Raw genomic sequence first — 21,730 nt, 5'->3', positions numbered from 1 at the left:
ATTTTTATCTTTTATCTATATCGATATAAACTCTTTTAGGACTACCGATATATATTTGTCTTGGTCTGTTAATAGGCTCATTATTCATTCTCATTTCTTTCCATTGAGCAATCCACCCGGGCAATCTTCCTAAAGCAAACATAATTGTAAACATTTCTGTAGGAATGCCTAGAGCTCTGTAGATAATTCCGGAATAAAAATCGACATTAGGATAAAGCTTTTTCTCAATAAAATAAGGATCATTTAAAGCTACCTCTTCTAATTTCTTAGCAATTTCAAGGGTTTCATCTTCAACACCTAATCTATTGAATACATCGTCTGCCACCTTTTTTATTACCTTAGCTCTAGGATCAAAATTTCTGTATACCCGATGTCCAAATCCCATAAGACGGAAACTATCATCTTTCGATTTTGCTTTATCGATCCATTTTTGAAGATCACCTCCGTCATTTTTAATCATTTCAAGCATTTCGATTACTGCTTGATTTGCTCCTCCGTGTAAAGGTCCCCAAAGGGCTGAAACTCCTGCAGATATTGAGGCAAATAATCCGGTCTGAGCTGAACCTACCATTCTGACAGTCGATGCAGAGCAATTTTGTTCATGATCAGCATGAAGTATAAGCAATTTGTTGATGGCATCAACAACTACTTCATCAATTTCTAGATCCTCAGTCGGCATTCTGAACATCATTTGATAAAAGTTGTGAGGATAATCCAGTCTGTTGTTAGAATAGTTCAAAGGTAACCCCAATTTTAAACGGTATGTCCAAGCGCATAAAACAGGAAATTTACCCAATAATAAGGTATATGCGTTATATAGATCTCTTTCAGATTTAACATTAACAGCGTGAGGATTGAAAGCTGTTAAGGAACTGGTAAGGGTAGACAAAACACCCATTGGATGAGCAGAACGAGGAAATGCTTTTAAAATTTGTTTCATTTCTTCACTTACCAAACTATTCTTTTTTATATCCGCCTCAAATCTGTTTAATTGTTCCAGAGTAGGTAGTTCCCCTTCTAACAATAAATACATAACCTCGGTGAAGGTTGATTTTTTAGCAATTTGTTCAATGGGATATCCTCGATAATATAATTGACCTAAATCTCCATCAAGATATGTAATTTTACTCTTAGTTGAACCTGTATTCTTGAAGCCGACATCTAAAGTAATTAGTCCGGTTTCATCTCGTAATTTGGATATATTTATGCCTCTGTCGCCAATAACACTCTCAACAATGGGATATTCATATTCTTTGCCTTCATAGGATAATTTTACTGTGTCTGACATATTTTATTTTCTTTCTTATTTTATTAGTTGTTTTATTCTTTGAATATATGAAATTAAAATTAGTAGAAAAAAAATTATAAAAGAAATATTGAAAAAAAACGTTCAAAAACAGTAAATTAGAAGAAAAAGTTAAAATAAATATCGTCTATTTTTATAATTTTTTGGAAGTATGGATAAGTGTACTTATCAAATATGGGAGGAAATCCCAAAAAATTCTTATTCTTCCCATATAAGTCAATAATTTTTAATGGAGATAATTTAGTCGAGAATTTATGCAATAAAAAAACGGAAAGAATTAACTAATCTTTCCGTTTATCTTTATTTATAAAATAAATTATCTTTTAACTTTAAAAGCTTTGAATTGAGGATAAACAGCAACTTCTCCTAAGTTTTCTTCAATTCTTAGTAATTGGTTGTATTTAGCCATACGATCAGATCTAGAAGCAGAACCTGTTTTAATTTGACCACAGTTCAATGCAACGGCAAGATCTGCAATCGTATTATCTTCTGTTTCACCGGAACGGTGAGACATTACTGCAGTATATCCGGCATTTTGAGCCATTTGTACAGCATCAATAGTTTCAGTAAGAGTTCCGATTTGATTAACTTTAATTAAGATTGAGTTACCCACTCCTTGTTTAATACCGTCTTCAAGTCTTTTAACATTGGTAACAAATAAATCATCACCTACTAATTGAACTCTTTTACCGATTTTATCAGTAAGTATTTTCCAACCTTCCCAATCGTTTTGATCCATACCGTCTTCAATTGAAATAATTGGATATTTTTCAGTTAATTCAGCTAAATAAGAAGCCTGCTCTTCACTGGTTCTTACTTTACCTCCTTGACCTTCAAAAATAGAATAATCATATTTATTGTCTTTGAAGAATTCAGATGAAGCACAATCTAGAGCTAGCATAACATCTTGACCCGGAGTGTATCCTGCTTTTTTGGTAGCATCTAAAATGGTATCTAATGCATCTTCAATATTTTTAAAGTTAGGAGCAAAACCTCCTTCATCCCCTACAGCAGTACTTAAACCTCTGTCATGTAAAACTTTTTTAAGAGAATGGAAAATTTCAGTTCCCATACGAATAGCAGTAGAATAACAATCTGCAGCAACCGGCATAATCATAAATTCCTGAAACGCAATAGGAGCATCAGAATGCGCACCTGCGTTGATAATATTCATCATTGGAACAGGTAGAACTTTACCGTTTACACCTCCAACGTATCGATATAATGGTAATCCTAATTCTTTAGCAGCAGCTTGAGCAACAGCTAAAGATACGCCTAAAATAGCATTAGCACCTAATTTACCTTTATTAGGTGTACCATCCAGGTCAATCATTGTTTTATCTATTAAAGCTTGTTCAAAGACATCAACTCCAACTAATTCAGGTGCAATAACATCATTTACATTTTCAACAGCTTTTAAAACTCCTTTACCTAAATATTCTTTTCCTCCATCTCTTAATTCAACAGCTTCATATTCACCGGTTGATGCTCCAGATGGAACAGCTGCTCTACCCAAAGTACCGTATTCGGTGATTACATCAACTTCAACTGTTGGATTTCCTCTGGAATCCAAGATTTGTCTTGCATGAATTTGTGCTATTAGACTCATAATATTATAAAATTTGTTTGTTAAAATTTTATACAAAAATACTCATTTATTAATATATAGAGGATATGAAAAGTTTATTTTTTATTGTATTGTTGATGCTATAAAATATAAAATTATTTATGGAGAAATAAATTTTAAACAGACCGGCATATCAATTTTTATATTTTGATTGGTGTCTTGTAAAAATCCTGTATTTTGATCAATGGAAAATATTTGAATGGTATCACTATCTTGATTAGCTACTATCAAAAATTTACCATTAGGAGATATAACGAAATTTCTGGGATTAATGTTAGTTCTTTCATAATCAATGGGAGTTAATTTACCTGTATTCTGATCGATACTGAAAATTGATATTCCATCCTTTTTTAATCTGTTGGAAGAATATAAAAACTTGCCATTAGGATGTATATGAATATCTGCACTTCCTTCGGCCTTGTATTCATCGGAAACAGTCGTCTGAATTTCTTCTAAATTTCCATCCTCATATTTAAAAACAACTACAGTTCCACCCAATTCATTAATTAGATAAGCAAATTTTTTATTTTGATGAAATACGAGGTGTCGAGGACCTGAACCGGGTGCAACATTTATATAAGCCGGATCAAAAAACGTAAGAAAATTCTTTTCAGTAGAATAATTTACATTGAACTTATAAATTCTATCACTTCCTAAATCCGTAGCAAAAAGATATTTATAATCGGGAGAGAACACCACGCAATGAAGATGCGATTGATTTTGCCGTACATCGTGTATGCTGCTCCCCGAAAAATTAACCTGTTGAATCATGGGACTTAAACTTCCGTCAGGTTCAGTTTTAAAAACAGAAATACTTCCTCCTATATAATTAGCCGTAACTATGTATTTATCTTGATATTCAATAGTAATATAACAAGGTGCAGCGCCATAGGCTGCCTGTGAGTTTTGAAAGGAAATTTTTCCGTAAGCTTTATCAAATAAAAAGGAATTTACTATGGAACTTTCTTTATCATCATTTTCACTAACTGAATATATATGATTTTTTTTATGGTTTATAACCAAATAGGATGGATTATTAACTGAAACATTATCAATAAATGTAGTACTTCCGGTTTCTGAATCAAAATCATATATATAGATACCGTTGCTTTCTCCATCAGTATAAGTACCTATAACTAAATAAAATTTCATTTTGTTTTTTAGTATTAAAATAATTATTTAAAATTATTAAAAAATATTTATATAAAATTATTTTTATTTTTAAAATTTTGAAATATAAATAAAGTATAAATACTTTATAATATAATATCCTGTTTTTATATAATGAATATTTATTTCTGTTTTTTTCAGTTAAGTACAATATTTGATATAACATTAAAAAACATATATTTTATAGCAACTTTTTTTGAGTTTTTTCAAAATTAAGACGTAAAAATTTTGTTTTTATATCTTATAACTTAACTACTCTACAACCATTACTTACTACTACATAATTTTTGGCAAAGAAATCTAAATAAGTGCTATTTAAACTATAAATAAATAGAACTTATTTAATTAACAAAAAGGGTAAATAAAGAATTTAAAAATTTAATTTAATTCTTTACTTATTAGTTAATGTTAATAATATAAAAATAGTAATGTGATAAATGAGTCATATAATAAAATAATAAATAAAAATAAAGTTATCAATTTATAAATAAAATAATTTAAATAATAAGACATGGGAATTTTACAAAATAAAACAGCATTAGTTACAGGTTCAAGTTCAGGTATTGGAAAGTCGATTGCGGAAAAATTTGCGCATGAAGGAGCTAATGTTATTATAACTTACCATTCCGGAAAAGAAAGAGCAGAAAATTTGGTGCAAGAATTATCAGGATTGAACGTAAAAGTTAAAGCATATCAGGTAAATGTTTCAGACTATAATGAAACTCAAAGTTTTTTTAATTTGGTTAATCAAGATTTTACCGATATAGACATTTTAGTTAACAATGCGGGAATAAATGGTAAAAATACATATGTGGAGGATATGAACTTGGAAGATTGGGATAGAACTATAAAAACCAATTTATATGGACCGTTCTATTGTATCAAAGAATTTTTAAAACTAAAGAAAAAAAACAATTCATATAAAGGATCAAGAATTATTAATGTGACTTCTATACATGAATATATTTGCAGACCGGGAGATGCTGATTATAATACAGCTAAAGCCGGAATGAGGAATTTGGCCAGAACTTTGGCTATTGAATTGGCATCAAGAGAATTAACAGTTAATAATATTGCTCCGGGAATGATACTTACTCCTATTAACAAACAATTTACGGATGAAGCGAAGTTATTAAAAGAAAAAGAAGATATTATTCCTATGAAAAGAGGCGGTACACCGGAAGAAGTTGCTAATGTAGCCTTATTTTTGGCTTCCGATGCAAGTTCTTACGTTACGGGTTCAACTTATACAGTAGATGGAGCATTGTCAATATTAGGGCAAAATGCCTAAGTGATTTTACACTATATCTTTAAAATATGAATATTACAGACTTTTTAATAGCCTGTATTCCTATTTTATCTTGGGGTTTTGTTCCCGTTATAGCTACCCTTATAGGTGGAAAGGTTATAGAACAATCATTTGGTATTGCAATAGGGAGTTTTATATTTGCTTGCATTATATATGCCATTAAACATCCTTCTTTAAATCTTCATATTATAGGAATTGGAATCGTATCGGGATTATTTTGGACAATCGGATCGGTAGGTCAATTTATGGGATTGAAATATTTGGGAGTTTCAAAGTCAATGCCCATATCCAATGGAACTCAGATCATTGGAACTTCTATTTTAGGCGTATTTTTAGGAGATTGGTCGACTCTTAATTCAAAAATATTTGGTTTTAGTGCTTTAGCGTTAATTATTTTAGGAATTATTTTTACTTCATATAAGGAAGTAATCGAAAATGATGATGCTAAAAAAATAAATTGGAGTAAAGGAATTTCAGTTAATTTATTATCTTCCTTAGGTTTTACATTGTATGTTGGTATTTTAAAATACTATAATATTGATAGTTGGTCGAGTCTTTTGCCTCAATCTGTTGGCCAACTAATTGGTATTAATATTATAGCATTTCTATATTTCAAAGTAAATCCCTATAGTCTTAATTCTTTGAAAAATAGTGTTGTAGGGGTGGTGTGGGCTATAGGTAATTTAGCTATATTGATTTCTCAAATGAAATTAGGATTATCAGTAGCCTATCCGGTTGGTCAAGCATCCATTATTGTTTCGGTAATTGCGGGAGTTTATTTTAACGAAGAAAGAAAAACCAAAAAAGAGTGGATATCATCTATAATTGGTATGACTGTGATCGTGGTAGGATTATTTTTTATTTATTTGTCCGGCGTATTCGATAAATCCTAAGTTAGGAATAGATGTATTAGTCTTTTTTGAGGCTTATGAGAAATTATTTATCAATTCAGTAATATTGTAATCATGAATTTTTAAATATATTAGTTTTTTAAATATAATATACTACTCGTAACGAATTTATACTATATAAAAAATATAATTTAATAATATATGAAATTTAATTAGATAGAAATTACAATCATATATTTTCATTTAAACCTAAGGACAATTTGCTGAAATTGATTTCATTTTCGTCTCCTGTATTTTTACCTAAAACATCAGATAACTTTACAGCATTTAAATAATCATCAGAAGGTTTTTCTTTTACATGAGTTAATTTAATTACCATATTAAGAGGCTTAACACCCACATCATTAGATAAGTATGTTCCGATGCCATAAGTGTCATGGATTCTGTCTTTGACATGTTCTTTTATTTTTTTAACCTCATTTAAATTTAATGAATCACTAAATACTATAGTTTTTGAAGAAGGATCGATTCTATTTTTCTTATAAAAATCGATAGTTTTTTCTGTAAACTTTAGTGGATCTCCACTGTCACAACGCACTCCGTCAAATAATTTTGCCAATTTTAAATTAAAAGATTTAAAAAATGAATGTGTTGTATAGGTGTCCGTTAAGGTAATGCCCAGACTTCCCTGGAAAACATCCACCCAAGCTTCTAGAGCTTTAATGTTAGCTGATCGATAACCGAATAAAGCTCCATGGTACATAAACCATTCATGAGGCATAGTGCCGATTGGAGTTGTATTATATTTCATGGCAAGATATACATTGCTGGTCCCTTTAAAATATTTATCGGAATTTTCCTTTAATACTCCTACAACTTTATCTTGTACGTCGAATGAATACCTTCTACGAGTACCAAATTCAGAATAATCGGCTTTTAAATTTTTAAGTCCAATCGCTTTTTCTTTAGCTTTAATTTCAATATCTTTTGGCTTTGTGCCGATCATTTCAAAATACAATTCCGATATCATAGCCATAAGCGGAACTTCCCATAAGACAGTTCTATACCAATATCCTTCAACATACAAGTTTAATATACCACCTTCTTGGGAAATATGAACTTCATCAGAATTGTATCTGTACCCTTCTAAAAAATCTACAAAAAACGGATCTAAAAAATAGCATCTTTTTAAAATAAAATTTTTTTCATCATTAGTTAATTTCAAACTAATCATTTTATTTATTTCTTCTTTCAGTCTTTCTGCAAAACCTTTTGGAAAATCATCTTTTCCTCGATTTATAAAGTCATATCTAACATATGCCCATGGATATAATTTTTGAATGGCATGCATTACTGAAAATTTATATAAATCGTTGTCTGTAAAATGCTTAATTATCATAATTAAAATATGTTTTCTAAAAAGGTATTTGTCAAAGTTACAATTTTTATGATTAAAACTATTATTAATAAGCCATTTAATTAATAAAACCTTTTGTTTTTATCGAAAATAAGATAAAAATAAAAAGATTATATTTATCGGATCAAAAACAATATAGGGTTAAAATGAAAGCATTAATAGTAGTTGATATTCAAAACGATTTTCTTCAAGGCGGAAGCTTAGCCGTACCAGTGGGTAATGAAATAATCCCCGTTATTAATTCCATTCAGGAAAAATTTGATTTGGTCGTTGCTACTCAAGATTGGCATCCCAAAGGACATAAAAGTTTTGCTTCGCAACATAGTAATAAAAGCGTGTATGACAAAATAGATTTAAATGGTATAGAGCAGGTTCTATGGCCGGATCATTGCGTTCAAGGCACTGTTGGAGCCGAAATATCTTCGGAACTGAATCAAAATAAAATAGAAGCGATCTTCAGAAAAGGAGTGAATACTATTATTGACAGCTATAGTGGTTTTTATGATAATGGAAAATTAAAATGTACGGGTTTAGGAGATTTTTTAAAGGGGAGAGGGGTGAAAGAAATTTTTGTCTGTGGATTAGCGGCAGATTATTGTGTATACTTTACAGCCAAAGATGCTCTGGAATTAGGATTTACATCCACTATTATTGAAAATGCTACAAAAGCTATTGATGTATCAAATTTTGAAAATATTAAAAGAAATTTTATACAAAGTGGAGGTAATATTATAGAAAAAATATAACAATAATATTTTTAGAGTTATTTTTAAATTAAATACTAGTATAAGTATATATACTATTGATTTTATTGTTTTAATTTAATCATAATAAAAACCCCGTTATAGAACGGGGTTAAAACTAACTACTATGAAAATTCACTGCCTTATGAACAATTTTAATAAGACAAATTCCATGCCATAAAATTTTAACTAGTTAAATTATTATAAATTATATGGGTTTATATAATTTTTAAGATAATTTATAGTGAATACATTATTTTTATTTTTAAAAATAAATATGAATTTAGGTTTTTTGATCTAATATGTTATAAAATCTTCCATTATAAATTATTTCAACAAATAAATATTGAAAAAAATAATATGAAGCATATATTGGAAAAATACTAATATTTTGTATTTAATTTATTAATAAAGTTCTTCTCAAATTAAAAAGAACGGGATTAAAAAAAACTTATCTTAAATCAAATTTATTATTCAAATGTATTTTTTTAGCTGACTAATTCGATAATGAATTTAGTTAAAAATAATTTTTCTGGTAATAAAAAAGCCCCGTAATACGGGGCTTAAAACTAACTACTATGAAAATTCACTGCCTTATGAACATTTATATTAAGACAAATTTCATGCCATAATATATGTGTTTTGTTTATTTAATTGTAATAATTTATTGATAATAAATTTGTAATTGAAATAATATAGTTTAAATAAAGTACTAAATAAAGAAAGTCCCACTAATGATAGTGGGACTTAAAACTAACTACTATGAAAATTCACTGCCTTATGAACATTTATATAAAAACAAAATTCATGCCATAAAAATTATATTTAATATAATTAAATACGATAATATACTCAATTTTATATATTATATGAAATAATAATCTTTTAAATTATGTTAAATAAAAAAAGTCTCACTACTTAAAGTGAGACTTAAAACTAACTACTATGAAAATTCACTGCCTTATGAACAATTGTTTATACGCAAATTCTATGCCATAATAGTTATATTTAATTTATTTATATATTATAAATATGGTAAAATTTTATACGTTATGAAATAATATGTTGTATTGATTGCTTTAAATAAAAAAAAGTCTCACTACTTAAAGTGAGACTTAAAACTAACTACTATGAAAATTCACTGCCTTATGAATAATTATTTAAAAACAAATTTCATGCCATAATATAAAATCACATGGTATTAATATATTATAAATTTACTAATATTATTATATAATTAAAATAATATATTGATAAAATGTATTAAATAAAAAAAAGTCTCACTACTTAAAGTGAGACTTAAAACTAACTACTATGAAAATTCACTGCCTTATGAACAATTATTTTAAAACAAAATTCATGCCATAATTTTATGAAATTATTGTTTGTATATAATATTTATTTTATAATAATTAAATGGTATAAAATCTTCGGAATAATATAATTATATAAGATAAAATTTTAATTAAGATAATAAAAAAGCCCTATTAATAATAACAGGGCTTAAAACTAACTACTACGAAAATTCACTGCCTTATGAACATTTATAGTAAAACAATATTTGTGCCATTGAGTTGCGCAAATAATTTATAAATTTTGAAATTTAATGTTTACTACTATGAAAATAGTAATTTATATCATAAGGTGTTTTGTAAAATAATTACTATCAATATTTTAAATATATAAATAAAAAACCCCATAATTAATGGGGTTTAAAACTAACTACTACGAAAATTCACTGCCTTATGAACATTTATAATAAAACAATATTTGTGCCATTTAGTTGTGCAAGTAAATTAAATATTTTTAAATATAAGGTTTAAAATATCCTTAAAAAATTATAATTGAATGATGAGTATTGTTAAAATATAGAATTAATGTTTTGTATTAAATAAAAAAAAGCCCTATTAAAATTAAAGGGCTTAAAACTAACTACAACAAAAATTCACTGTCTTATGAACATTGGACTTGCACACTCAATAGTGCCGGTAAAGCCTATTGATTTAAAAACTGAAGCAAAAGCCTGCCAAAAACTTCTCCAAATACTAAAAAACAGTACCTAAACGCATTGATGTAGGACTTGGGCAACTGAATATTCGCTATTTTGGACAACGAGTTAAATCTACTTGCCAATTACTTGAGCAGTATACCCATTTGGATATTGCTGCCAGTTTATTAAAATAGCACTATAAACCCACTAAAAACTGATTAATATCTGATGGTCGTTATCATCGAGCAGCCGAGGGTAAGGCCGTAGTATATTATCAACAGCAAGTAAAAAAACATCGGAATTGTCTCTTATATCAAGATATTAATACTATTTCCGAGAAATTATAGTCAGGAGAATAGATCTTATCTTTATTTTGTTTATATGCAACATGTTTTATTTTGTAAACATTAATAATTGAAAAAGTAACTTATTTCAGCTGTTCACTAAAAGAGGGTTTAAAGCGAATACTAATTAAGTAATGTTGCTAACTCTTGTTTTCCATAAGATAAATATGGATATACCTAGTAATGGAATACATATTAAATTAACTAGTTGCCAGCCATATAAGTACATTAAAGCGCCGGCTGAAAATGAAGCAACGATATTCCCTGTATATACAAACAATGAGTTTAATCCTTGAGCTTTTGTTTTCATGGCTGGACTGTATGTTTTGATCAATAGAAGTGTTCCACCATTGAACATAAAATTCCATCCTATACCGAATAATCCGAGTTCAATCATATAAATTTCAAGAGTTTGGTTAGGTAATAAAGTTAATAAGCAACCTAATGCACTACTTAAAACTCCGATTGTAACTAGCCCCTTAAGTCCAATGATTTTCACTAAGGTAGGATTAAAAAAGGACGGCAAATACATCATAATAAAATGTACCTGCAAGACATTAGATGCTGTCGTTAAAGTAAAGCAAGATTTATGCAATGATAATGGTGCGGCATTCATGTTTAGAGTCATTACAGCAAAAGCAATAGAACAAATACTACTAATCTGAATAAAATTCAAGCTTAATAACTTATGATTGTGATCTGATGTTTTATTTTCATCTGGAGTACGGCAAACCTTACGTCCTAAATTACTGGAAAGGAATAACTGTGATAAGGCTAAACAAACACAAACAGCAATGATAGCTACAAAAGAACCAGCATAGGGTACAGGTGAAAATAATTCGGAAAAGTGACTACTGAGAAAAGGACCGGCAATACCTCCTATCACTCCGGCCCCCATTACAACAGATATCGCAGAAGCATGCTCCTTCGGGTTTTTAGCAGCATCGATTGCAGCAAACCGATAATATTGACCAAAAGCACTAAAAATACCTAATAACAAAGCTCCTAGGACGAGTACATAAAAATGATTCAACAACAAGGCTATACAGCATATTGTTCCACCTAAGATTCCTACACCGGCTTTAAACATAAAACCACCTTTACGACCGAGTATTCCCATCAACCATGAAGCAGGATATATCATCGATAAAGTACCAATAACTGTAGCAGTTACTGGAAGTGTGCTAAGTGAAGGATTCGGTGATAAATATGAACCGGAAAGGCTTGAGACGGTTGTTAGCATCGAAACAACAGTTGTAGTTAATGCCTGACCCACAGCCAACACAATAATATCTTTCGATGGTAGATGCATAATATTTACTCCTTTTATATAAAATTGATTTAATAAATTGATTATTTTTATTCAATTATGTATATTATTTAAAGCTTCATTTATTAACTCTTCAGTTGGTATAACTCCCGGCTCAACAATACATAATGGCTGTTGTGAACAAACTAACCAATTAAATAAAATATGATTCACCTGACTTAAGCTGAACAGGAACAACATTATTACCTATATTAAACTCTTCAAAGCTTTCAAAAATAATATCTTTGAATTGAAGACAACTCTACAGAATATGTTGAGACACTAGGTCTTAATGTAAATAGTTGGTTTATCGTTTTAATCTCGTTTTTCATGTACTGTTAATCTTAATGTTTTTCTACCTGATAAGTTAATAATACCGGCACATTCATCATTCGAATACATTATATGTAAGGCAATATATTTACGAATTGATTCCCAAGCTACATTTTGTATAAAAGAAATAGCATCTTCTAGAACCTCCTCATTTTCGGACTGTGCCGACCATTCGGTTTGGTGGCAATTAATTATTAAACTATTAATAGAGGTTCTAATTAATTGATTACAAGATAAAAAATCCATTTCCTCTTCTAACCATTATGCCACTACTTCCGTCAAATTAATCCCGTTAGGTAATTGATATCTAGAGGTTTGTGATGAATCAAATAAATTATCCCAATCAACATTTAGTAAAATTGTATCAAGCTTTGCTGCAACCATTTAATTGGTAACATTTGAAAGAACATTATTTAAAAAGTACTTCCCTATCACAAGCAATAACAGAATGACTATTTCCTCCCACAACACTGGAATATGGTACAAATTTGATAATATTTTGGTTAGATATATCAGACAAAATTTATGCCATTATACCATTATAAATACTTAATATAATATAAATTAAAGTGAATTGAAAATGTAAAAGAAAACTATTAATTGTCTTTCAATATAAATCAATATAATAAATTTATTATGTTGCTATGATTCAATATACTATTTCTGAATATAATTTTTATTTAAGTTTTTAATTAAATAATTATATTAAGAGTAACAATTAAAATATTAAATAAAATCACTTTAAATATTCTTGTATTATTAGCTATTTCTATGGTGATTGGTAAATTATTTAATAATTTAAAATTAGTTTAATAAATTTAATTGTAAGATTATTTTAAAATAAAAATTATTTATTATCCCAATTTTTATAAGGATTTTTCATAAGCATTGAATTGTAATATCTTGGATCGTCAGTGACTTCTTTTCCTAACCAATTCGGTTTCTCAATATTTTCATTTTCATCATCTAATTCAATTTCTGCAAGGATTAGTCCTTCGTTCTCACCGTAAAATTCATCTACTTCAATTATTTTATCTCCAAAGGGAACAATATATCTTATTTTATCTATAATACCTACTTCACATAATTGTATAAGTTCATTAGCCTCTTCTTTTGTGATTTCCTTTTCCCATTCAAATCTGCTTATACTATTTTTTTTATTTGAACCTTTAATGGTTAAAAAACCTTGATTGTCTTGGATTCTAACACGTACAGTTCTTTCAGGTATTGAAGATAGATATCCTTGTTTAATTTGTAAACTTTTAATAGCCTTCGATTTAAATTCTCCTGTAATTAAATATTTCCTTTCAATTTCTTGTCCCATATGATGTAATAAACAATTTTATTGAATATTTCATTTGTAAATTATAAATAAATACGAATATTTAAAGTTAGTTTTGGTTCTTTTTAGATTTCCAAAGTTTATCTAAATATTTATATCTGTCGGAAACATATTGTGAATACATTTTAGAAATAATATATCCCTCTTTTCCATCTAAAAAACCAAATTGAATAATATAATGATGGAGAAAACGATATATAGGTTTAATATGGTGATGTAGAAAATTAGATTTTTTACCCTTTTCAAATAATTCTTTTGCTTTAAGTCGGGAATATTTATCTAATTTATCTAAATATTTTTCTTCAGAGTTAAAAGAATAATGATCTAATCTATTTTTTAAATATCCTGGTTCGGTTTTACATTCTATTTCTTCATGAACAAGTTTACTGCTTTTATATAAGGATTTATCTTTTTTAAATAAACGTATTACTTTATCATTCTTCCATCCGCTGTGTTTCAGGAGTTTGTCTTTAAAATAAAAATTTCTTTTTATCCAATAAGCATCTCTAGGAAATGGAGAATTTACAGTTATTAATATTTCATTTTTAAGAGCAATCGGTATATGTTCATCTAAATCAAAAAATACTATCCATTCATGAGTCGCGCGTTCAATAGCAAAATTCTTTTGATTTGTGAAATTATCAAATATTCTTTCAATAAAAATTACATTAGGATATTTTTTAAAACGTTCCTTCGTTCTATCTGTACTAAATGAATCCACTACGATTATCTCATCGGCAAAAGAAATATCTCTCATAAATCGATCAACATTTTCCTCCTCGTTATAGGTGATACATAAAGCAGTTATTTTTGGTTTTTTGGTTTCAATTTCTTGTGGTAAATTGGATTTCATTTTATTGATTCCTAGAATATTTAATAAAAAATTATCAATTTTACCAAGTAACATTTTCGGGTTCATTAGTTTATAAAAAGGTTCAGGCTTACGTAAAATTTCTTTAAGTGAATATTCTGTATATATTTCAGGGAAAATGTCCATCAAATGAAAACTTTTATGAATAAGTAAATTTTCATAACATCCCCAATCTTTTCTAAATTTATGAGGTGAGAATATTGAAAATGTTGGCTTTTGAATAGCCTTAGCAATATTAACAGCTCCCCCTTCATTGGCTATCAATGCATTGCAATTAGATAATATGGCAGCAAATTCTCGAATATTATTTCCAAGAATAGAAGTAAATATTTTTTCTTTATGTTCAATTTCTTTTAAAAGATCATCCGCTTCTTTTTGTTGCTTAGGAATATAATTAAATAAAATATCTATATCGTAATGCTTTAACAAGTAATTAATTAATTCAGCCATATAAGATAAAGGCCAAGATTTTTTTAAACTGCTTCCCAATATGCCAATAATAATGATAGGTTTAGTAAAACTGACTCCGGAATCGATCATTAATTTTTTAGCATTATTTATTTCTTGCTCGGTTAAATATATTTCGGTTTTAAAGTCAATTTTAGAAAAATCCTCTACAAAAGGAGAAAGTAAAAGGCATCTATTTTCGATAGATGTACAATGTATAAACTTAGGAAACTTTTCCTCAACAAAAACATCCGTATAAAAATACTTAAAAAAAGGTTTATCAAAACTAACTTTCCTTTGAGCTTTAGAAAATAACGTTATAAAACGACTTTGCAATTTAGCATAAGGATCGAATAGTAGATCATATCTTTCTTTTTGTATGTATTTTGTATACTCCCATAAAACAGTTAATTTTTTTAATTCAGAATCTTCAAACCCAATAATTTTATCTATATAGGGATTGTTCTGAAGGATATGAATAGCATTATTATAGCAAAAAAAATGAACTTCAATATTAGAAAATATTTTTTTTAAATTTTTAGCAAGTACACTGGCTACTAAAACATCCCCGATAAATTTATTTTGTATAATTAATGCTTTTTTCAAAAATATAATATTTAATCATAAAATAGTTCGGCAAAAGTAGAAAAAAAAATTATTCATAATTTAGAACATAAGTCATGTAATAATTATTTATTTTTTTATAGTAGGCATAATATTTAACACTCGCTTTTTTATCAATAATCCAACATACAATAGGTTTATCACTTTTCAATTGAAAGGGTTCTACTCTGTAGTGATTTAAAAAAGACCATAAGTTTCCATGGTGTATTTTATACAGGGCTTCTTTTAATCCCCATAGAATATGATAATAGTCCTTTTCCTCACCTTTTGGTATGAATTCAAATTCATCCTTTCGAATAAACTTATATTTTATAGTGTTAATTTTTTCATCTCTTTCTAATTCAATATCTACGCCAATGTTGAAAGATGAGGCACCAACACAGACTACTCCATGTGAATGAGATACGGAAATATTGTAAGTTCCTTCAACATAGGGTTTTCCTTTTTTAGTGTATTTCACGGCACTATCTAAACCTAAAGCCATTAAACAAGCTCGTAATCCTAAATATTCGCGTTTTCTTTTAGGTGTTAAAGAATCATATTTACCTTGTCTTATGTTATCTAATTTTAATATCCGTAACAATTCCTCATTAGTTTCACTGACTTTCCAAGTAACTATTCTCGTAAAATAATCAGGTATAATAAAATCTACAATAGGCATTTAAGATTATTTAAATAGATTAGTAAGTAAATATATAAAATTATAATAATTCTCTTATAACTCTGAATTATAAAATACTTTGTAATAAAACATTTTCTTTTCTTCATCATACCCTTGCTCTAGAAAATCTTCGGAAGCTTCGGGTCTGTTAATATCCAATTTAATTTGAATATATGTATCTAATTTAATGTCAGTTTTAATTTTTCTTTTTTCCCTTGCTAAAGCATTGGTAGAAACATCAAAAATTTCCGAAAATTGAACCCCTGAATTTTCTGAATAGTCTTTTTTATATGATTTGAATTCATCAACCATATCATAATTTTCCAATAATTCCTTTTCTAAAATTTCTTCAGTTATCGTTTCATTTTCATTAAATACTTGAAGACAATTACTGATAAATTCAGTTTGAATCTTTTTTCCTTTTTCCTCAAAAATTACTTGTTGTGAAAAATCAGATAATAAATTAATATAATTTTTAGTCTGATACGAATCATCTTTAATATAATCTACTTCCAGGAATGACTTTTTCCAATATTCGGATTCTACATGAGCATCATCATGTACCAATATATTATAACCACTTTCTTTATGTGTATTAAGTATTAAACAACTCTTATCAATGGATGAATCTAATCTAAAACCTTTCTGTATGGCGCATTCAACAATGTCAGAATGCTTAAATCGAAGAAATTTGTTTTTATTTTCTAATTTGAATATTCCGATGCCGGAAATTTTAGACTCCTGTCCAATATCAATATCATTGAATAAAGCGATAAAAATTTCGCCTTTTTTAATTTGTGGGTGATTGGATCTTTCATAAAGATGATCCAAAACTTTGTCTGAAAAACTTACAAAATCTATGGAATCTTCAAAAACATCTTTACATAAAGAATATAAAATATTAAAATTTATGTCTTGGGTATAATGAGTAAATTCATAGTATTCCAAATTTTTTTTAAAAGGAGAAAGAAAATAGGGTTGCATAGCCTCTTCCTCTTTTTCATTTAAATGAAATAAATCACCGGCATAAATGTTTTTTTCTTCACGTAGTTTATTACCGGAAAATTGTAAAGTTAATTTGGAAATTACAGCATGTTTTAAATTAATCGTCATAAATTTGCCTGATAAAGAATTACAAAAGTAATTCATTTAAAAATATCAGTAAATATTATTCATAACTAATTTATTTTGATTATTGAAATAATGTAATTTACTCAAAACAAACTCCTTGTTCTAAAATAAATTAGTGAAATCCAAAATCAAAAAATCTTATTTTCATTTAAAATGATATCAATATTTTTTAGAATTCATTTAAAATTATTTTAAATAAAAATATTTATAAATTAACTCTAATATTCTCCTAAAAAATTTGAATAGGATTTTTATTAATTATTTATCTTATTCATTACAGAAATTCTACGAAAAACAAATCAGTTACATTGAAAATTAGAAATTTTAAATAGTTTATATTTGCAAACATTTAATAAAATATGGGAACCACTTTAGAAAAAGAAATTAAAAGAAGGAAAACTTTTGGAATTATATCCCATCCGGATGCTGGTAAAACAACCTTAACAGAAAAATTACTTTTATTTGGTGGAGCAATTCAAGAAGCAGGAGCTGTAAAAAGCAATAAAATCAAAAAAGGAGCAATCTCAGATTTTATGGAGATTGAAAGACAAAGAGGTATTTCGGTTGCTACTTCTGTATTAGCCTTTGAATATAAAGGAAAAAAAATAAACATATTAGATACACCCGGGCATAAAGATTTTGCTGAAGATACCTATAGAACATTAACTGCCGTAGATTCAGTAATTGTAGTTATAGATGTAGCTAAAGGAGTTGAAGAACAAACCGAAAAATTGGTTCAAGTTTGTAGAATGAGGAATATTCCTATGTTGGTATTTATCAATAAACTCGATCGCGAGGGTAAAGATGCCTTTGATTTATTAGATGAAGTTGAACAAAAGTTACAATTAAGGGTTACACCATTATCTTGGCCCATCGGTATGGGATTAGATTTTCAAGGAATCTTTAATATGTGGGAGAATAATTTTAAATTCTTCACCGAAGAAAAAAAACAAAAAGTAGGAGAGAGTATTGAAATTAAAGATATTAATGATCCAATAGTCAATGAACTTATTGGCGACCAAGCAGCAGAAAATCTAAGGAATGAACAAGAATTAATACACTCGGTTTACCCAAAATTTTCAAAAGAAGAATATTTGAACGGAACCTTACAGCCGGTATTTTTCGGTTCCGCATTAAATAATTTTGGAGTTCAGGAATTATTAGATGCATTCGTTGAAATTGCACCCAATCCGCTACCTAAAATGAGCGATATACGATTAGTTAAACCGGAAGAAACGAGTTTTACGGGATTTGTATTTAAAATTCATGCCAATATGGATCCTAAACATCGGGATCGTTTAGCTTTTGTAAAAATTGTATCCGGAACTTTTAAACGAAATACCAATTATCTGCATGTACGTCAAAATAAAACCATGAAATTTAGCAGTCCTGCAGCCTTTTTTGCCGATAAAAAAGAAGTTGTCGAAGAAAGTTTTCCCGGAGATATTGTTGGTTTGCACGATACCGGTAATTTCAGGATCGGGGACACCTTAACAGAAGGAGAAAAATTAAATTTCAAGGGAATTCCATCGTTTTCACCGGAACATTTCCGTTATATAAATAATGAAGACCCTATGAAAACTAAGCAGTTGGCAAAAGGTATTGATCAATTAATGGATGAAGGAGTTGCACAATTATTCACGTTGGAAATGAATAACAGGAAAATCATAGGAACAGTGGGTGCGCTGCAATTTGAAGTAATACAATATCGTTTAGAACATGAGTATTCAGCAAAATGCAGTTATGAACCAATTCATATACATAAAGCATGTTGGGTTGAAACAGAGGATGAAAAATCATCGGAATTTTTAGAATTTAAGCGGGTGAAACAAAAATTCTTAGCTAAAGATAAGTTTGGGCAATTAGTCTTCTTAGCTGATTCTGCATTTAGTATAACCATGACTCAAGAAAAATTTCCATCGGTAAAACTTCATTTTACGAATGAATTTTAGGTAAAATATATAAAAAGCATTGTAAAAGAGAGCTAAATTTTTTTTAGCTCTCTTTTTTTAACGAACAATAGTATCCGTTACTATTATCTTAAAATATAAAATGCTATGCCTTCATATTGATATTTATTATTGAAAATTAAATTAGGCTTAATATTATCGGTTGTATAAAAATGGTCTGCTTTATAACGATTTTTATAATAACGGTGTACAGGAATTGTGTTAGGTATCTGGGTATTATAAGCATAACCGATTATTCCTTCATAAATCCATCCCTTTTGACCACCACTTTGTAATTCATTCCAATTTATTGTATATAAATGATCTCCATCTTTATAATTATAATATCTAAAAATAGGATAGGCTCCATTAGATGGATTTGATAAAATTTTTCCAAGTATTCCTTGATAATATTTTTTATTAAATTCCTTATAATTAGTACTATAATAATGATGCCCATTTATATAATTATAAAACATGTAGAAATTTTTTGTTTCTACATATACATACCTGCCGGGATACTGTTCAGATATAAATCTTTTATCCATTTCGGAAAGTACGGTATTCCAACCGCTTGACCACCCATTTAAAGTTAAAGATGCAGGAATAGAATATAGCATAATTGATTGACTGTCAAAGGAAGAATAATTAGTTGTAGTTGAATTATATTTATTAAAAACATTACTATCCACATACGCTTGGCTCCAATAATTAGGTTCTCCGGCATAATATTCATATACTTTCTGTCTATTCCACTGAATATTAGCAGCGGGGCTTTGATGCTCATGTTGTAATCCAAGTGCATGTCCGAATTCGTGAATTATTGTCCTTGAAAACTCGTAATCAGGAGTTGAATCTGTAAACCACCCGAAATTCATGGTAGGAATACGTTGGGTAATATATTTAGCATCTGTTCCAACATAAGACCAAGACTGACCACTATTATCAAAATTTATTTTTATATCAGCATATTGATAAGCAGGAACATATTCAAAGTTTAAATTAGCATATTTCAACCATTCACCGGCAAATTGTTTTACTTTATTCTGTAAATAAGAGTTTCCGTTTAAAAATTTAATTTTTATAGTTTGTCCTGTATTCCATTTATTAAATTTATTAATTACTCCATTAGCAATAACTTCTTGAGTTGAATCTTGGGCTTGAATAATGTCATCCGGTAAATAAGCATCTAAACAAAAATGTTCTTTTTGAGCTATATTTTTATCCGGCACAATGTCAGAATTTAATGAATCTTCAGTACAGGAAACCATATATACAAATAGGCTTGCAATTATTAAAAATAAATAGGTAAATTTTTTCATATTTTAAATTTTTTAAGGTTTTATAAATTTTAGATAAATATTTAGGAATATTACTTTGAATAAAGTAATAGGAGTTATATAAAGTGATTTTAAAAATTTATTTACTTCTTGGATATTGCTTAGCAATAAATTTCTTGTCAGTAGAAGATAATTTATAATTGGGTTGACTATGCCAATGATTCAAAGTGAATGAAGCAGGAAATGAAATAAGCATGATAGAATGTTTATCAAAAGCCGAATAATTAGTTAATGCCTTGCTGTATTTATAAAAAATTTCAAAATCCACTTTGTCCTTATTCCAATAATTAGGTGCACCTTCAAAATAAGCATATACTACCGGTTTATTCCATTTTATATTTGAATTAGGGTTTTGATGTTCATGATGTAATCCAAGAACATGACCGAATTCATGAAGAATTGTTTTAGATAATTCATTTTCAGGAGTAAAATCCGTAAACCAACCAAAGTTTAAAGAAGGACTTTGTTGAGAAATGTATTTTGAATCGGTGCCCACATAAGACCATGATTTTCCGCTGTTATCAAAATTGATTTTAATATCGGCATATTGATCCGCAGTAACAAATTTGAATGTTAAATTAGCGAACTGAAGCCATTCACTTGCATATGTTCTGACTTTATCTTGCAAATACGATGAACCATTTAAAAATTTGATTTTAATGGTATCTCCGGGATTCCATTTTTTTATAATGGTGGTTACACCATAACCGGAAACTTCTTTATCCAATTCTGGGGTCTGAAAATTATCTCCGGGTAGAAAGACATCTACACAAAATTTTTCATTTTCTGAGGATTTATTCTCAGGATAAATGTCAGAAGTTAATGATTCCTCATTACAAGAAACCAAGAAAGCAGATGAAAATAATAGTAAAAAAAAAGTAAAATTTTTCATAATCATAATATTTATAAATTTATCAAATATAGGAAAAAATATTTAATTTTATATTCTGAATTAAAATTAAAAGT

Annotated in this window: 17 protein-coding genes; 4 read left to right on the top strand and 13 right to left on the bottom strand. The window is 28.2% G+C overall.

The window, feature by feature from the left end; genetic code table 11:
* Positions 1-4: 4 nt before the first annotated feature.
* The 3 genes from GYM72_RS06610 to GYM72_RS06600 form a co-directional block, all read right to left on the bottom strand.
* Positions 5-1,288, bottom strand: coding sequence for a citrate synthase (locus GYM72_RS06610; RefSeq protein WP_220263859.1), 1,284 nt, complete (start codon positions 1,286-1,288; stop codon positions 5-7).
* Between the two features lie 334 nt (positions 1,289-1,622).
* Complete coding sequence (gene eno / locus GYM72_RS06605) at positions 1,623-2,915, bottom strand: phosphopyruvate hydratase (protein WP_160564093.1); 1,293 nt, start codon at positions 2,913-2,915, stop codon at positions 1,623-1,625.
* Positions 2,916-3,032: 117 nt separating this feature from the next.
* Positions 3,033-4,085 (bottom strand): lactonase family protein, encoded by a 1,053-nt coding sequence (locus tag GYM72_RS06600; RefSeq protein WP_220263858.1) that lies wholly within the window; start codon positions 4,083-4,085, stop codon positions 3,033-3,035.
* A gap of 529 nt (positions 4,086-4,614) precedes the next feature.
* On the opposite strand from GYM72_RS06600, the gene GYM72_RS06595 reads away from it, so the two are divergent.
* Together GYM72_RS06595 and GYM72_RS06590 are read left to right on the top strand one after the other, a co-directional pair.
* Positions 4,615-5,394, top strand: coding sequence for an SDR family NAD(P)-dependent oxidoreductase (locus GYM72_RS06595; RefSeq protein ID WP_160564089.1), 780 nt, complete (start codon positions 4,615-4,617; stop codon positions 5,392-5,394).
* A 26-nt stretch (positions 5,395-5,420) separates the two neighbouring features.
* Positions 5,421-6,305, top strand: a complete 885-nt coding sequence (locus GYM72_RS06590; RefSeq protein WP_220263857.1) for a GRP family sugar transporter — start codon at positions 5,421-5,423, stop codon at positions 6,303-6,305.
* 187 nt (positions 6,306-6,492) lie between these two features.
* On the opposite strand, the gene pncB is transcribed toward GYM72_RS06590, so the two are convergent.
* Positions 6,493-7,662: a nicotinate phosphoribosyltransferase gene (gene pncB / locus GYM72_RS06585; protein WP_220263856.1), complete on the bottom strand. Its 1,170-nt coding sequence runs from the start codon at positions 7,660-7,662 to the stop codon at positions 6,493-6,495.
* A 164-nt stretch (positions 7,663-7,826) separates the two neighbouring features.
* On the opposite strand from pncB, the gene pncA reads away from it, so the two are divergent.
* Positions 7,827-8,426: a bifunctional nicotinamidase/pyrazinamidase gene (pncA, locus tag GYM72_RS06580; RefSeq protein ID WP_220263855.1), complete on the top strand. Its 600-nt coding sequence runs from the start codon at positions 7,827-7,829 to the stop codon at positions 8,424-8,426.
* A 2,458-nt stretch (positions 8,427-10,884) separates the two neighbouring features.
* Here the strand turns inward: pncA and GYM72_RS06575 are convergent.
* From GYM72_RS06575 to GYM72_RS06550, 7 genes are all read right to left on the bottom strand, one after another.
* Positions 10,885-12,069, bottom strand: coding sequence for an MFS transporter (locus GYM72_RS06575; protein WP_220263854.1), 1,185 nt, complete (start codon positions 12,067-12,069; stop codon positions 10,885-10,887).
* A 312-nt stretch (positions 12,070-12,381) separates the two neighbouring features.
* Positions 12,382-12,645, bottom strand: a complete 264-nt coding sequence (locus GYM72_RS06570) for a hypothetical protein (protein ID WP_220263853.1) — start codon at positions 12,643-12,645, stop codon at positions 12,382-12,384.
* Positions 12,646-12,660: 15 nt separating this feature from the next.
* Positions 12,661-12,783, bottom strand: a complete 123-nt coding sequence (locus GYM72_RS09925; RefSeq protein WP_255571464.1) for a hypothetical protein — start codon at positions 12,781-12,783, stop codon at positions 12,661-12,663.
* A gap of 463 nt (positions 12,784-13,246) precedes the next feature.
* Positions 13,247-13,723, bottom strand: a complete 477-nt coding sequence (locus tag GYM72_RS06565; protein WP_220263852.1) for a CYTH domain-containing protein — start codon at positions 13,721-13,723, stop codon at positions 13,247-13,249.
* Positions 13,724-13,790: 67 nt separating this feature from the next.
* Positions 13,791-15,665 (bottom strand): glycosyltransferase family 9 protein, encoded by a 1,875-nt coding sequence (locus GYM72_RS06560; RefSeq protein WP_220263851.1) that lies wholly within the window; start codon positions 15,663-15,665, stop codon positions 13,791-13,793.
* Positions 15,666-15,714: 49 nt separating this feature from the next.
* A complete protein-coding gene (locus GYM72_RS06555; protein ID WP_220263850.1) occupies positions 15,715-16,344 on the bottom strand; it encodes a 4'-phosphopantetheinyl transferase superfamily protein in 630 nt (209 codons plus the stop codon).
* A gap of 54 nt (positions 16,345-16,398) precedes the next feature.
* Positions 16,399-17,457, bottom strand: coding sequence for a nucleoid-associated protein (locus GYM72_RS06550; RefSeq protein WP_220263849.1), 1,059 nt, complete (start codon positions 17,455-17,457; stop codon positions 16,399-16,401).
* A gap of 377 nt (positions 17,458-17,834) precedes the next feature.
* Here GYM72_RS06550 and GYM72_RS06545 point away from each other — a divergent pair, with 377 nt between their 5' ends.
* Positions 17,835-19,427 carry a peptide chain release factor 3 gene (locus GYM72_RS06545; RefSeq protein WP_220263848.1) on the top strand — a complete coding sequence of 531 codons (1,593 nt, stop codon included), beginning with the start codon at positions 17,835-17,837 and terminating at the stop codon, positions 19,425-19,427.
* Positions 19,428-19,510: 83 nt separating this feature from the next.
* On the opposite strand, the gene GYM72_RS06540 is transcribed toward GYM72_RS06545, so the two are convergent.
* Both GYM72_RS06540 and GYM72_RS06535 read right to left on the bottom strand, forming a co-directional pair.
* Positions 19,511-20,746, bottom strand: a complete 1,236-nt coding sequence (locus GYM72_RS06540; RefSeq protein WP_220263847.1) for a matrixin family metalloprotease — start codon at positions 20,744-20,746, stop codon at positions 19,511-19,513.
* Between the two features lie 97 nt (positions 20,747-20,843).
* Positions 20,844-21,656: a M12 family metallopeptidase gene (locus GYM72_RS06535; protein WP_220263846.1), complete on the bottom strand. Its 813-nt coding sequence runs from the start codon at positions 21,654-21,656 to the stop codon at positions 20,844-20,846.
* Positions 21,657-21,730 lie beyond the last annotated feature (74 nt).

The sequence above is a fragment of the Apibacter sp. ESL0404 genome, assembly GCF_019469245.1.
Taxonomy (GTDB): domain Bacteria; phylum Bacteroidota; class Bacteroidia; order Flavobacteriales; family Weeksellaceae; genus Apibacter.
Note: the sequence above shows the minus strand (reverse complement) of the source record. Positions and strands in the feature narration are given on the sequence as shown.

Coding starts and splice junctions, on each gene's coding strand:
- GYM72_RS06555 (WP_220263850.1), bottom strand. CDS start 16,344: ATGCCTATTGTAGATTTTATTATACCTGATTATTTTACGAGAATAGTT.
- GYM72_RS09925 (WP_255571464.1), bottom strand. CDS start 12,783: ATGGTTGCAGCAAAGCTTGATACAATTTTACTAAATGTTGATTGGGAT.
- GYM72_RS06540 (WP_220263847.1), bottom strand. CDS start 20,746: ATGAAAAAATTTACCTATTTATTTTTAATAATTGCAAGCCTATTTGTA.
- pncB (WP_220263856.1), bottom strand. CDS start 7,662: ATGATAATTAAGCATTTTACAGACAACGATTTATATAAATTTTCAGTA.
- pncA (WP_220263855.1), top strand. CDS start 7,827: ATGAAAGCATTAATAGTAGTTGATATTCAAAACGATTTTCTTCAAGGC.
- GYM72_RS06590 (WP_220263857.1), top strand. CDS start 5,421: ATGAATATTACAGACTTTTTAATAGCCTGTATTCCTATTTTATCTTGG.
- GYM72_RS06610 (WP_220263859.1), bottom strand. CDS start 1,288: ATGTCAGACACAGTAAAATTATCCTATGAAGGCAAAGAATATGAATAT.
- GYM72_RS06595 (WP_160564089.1), top strand. CDS start 4,615: ATGGGAATTTTACAAAATAAAACAGCATTAGTTACAGGTTCAAGTTCA.
- GYM72_RS06570 (WP_220263853.1), bottom strand. CDS start 12,645: ATGGATTTTTTATCTTGTAATCAATTAATTAGAACCTCTATTAATAGT.
- GYM72_RS06535 (WP_220263846.1), bottom strand. CDS start 21,656: ATGAAAAATTTTACTTTTTTTTTACTATTATTTTCATCTGCTTTCTTG.
- eno (WP_160564093.1), bottom strand. CDS start 2,915: ATGAGTCTAATAGCACAAATTCATGCAAGACAAATCTTGGATTCCAGA.
- GYM72_RS06550 (WP_220263849.1), bottom strand. CDS start 17,457: ATGACGATTAATTTAAAACATGCTGTAATTTCCAAATTAACTTTACAA.
- GYM72_RS06575 (WP_220263854.1), bottom strand. CDS start 12,069: ATGCATCTACCATCGAAAGATATTATTGTGTTGGCTGTGGGTCAGGCA.
- GYM72_RS06565 (WP_220263852.1), bottom strand. CDS start 13,723: ATGGGACAAGAAATTGAAAGGAAATATTTAATTACAGGAGAATTTAAA.
- GYM72_RS06545 (WP_220263848.1), top strand. CDS start 17,835: ATGGGAACCACTTTAGAAAAAGAAATTAAAAGAAGGAAAACTTTTGGA.
- GYM72_RS06600 (WP_220263858.1), bottom strand. CDS start 4,085: ATGAAATTTTATTTAGTTATAGGTACTTATACTGATGGAGAAAGCAAC.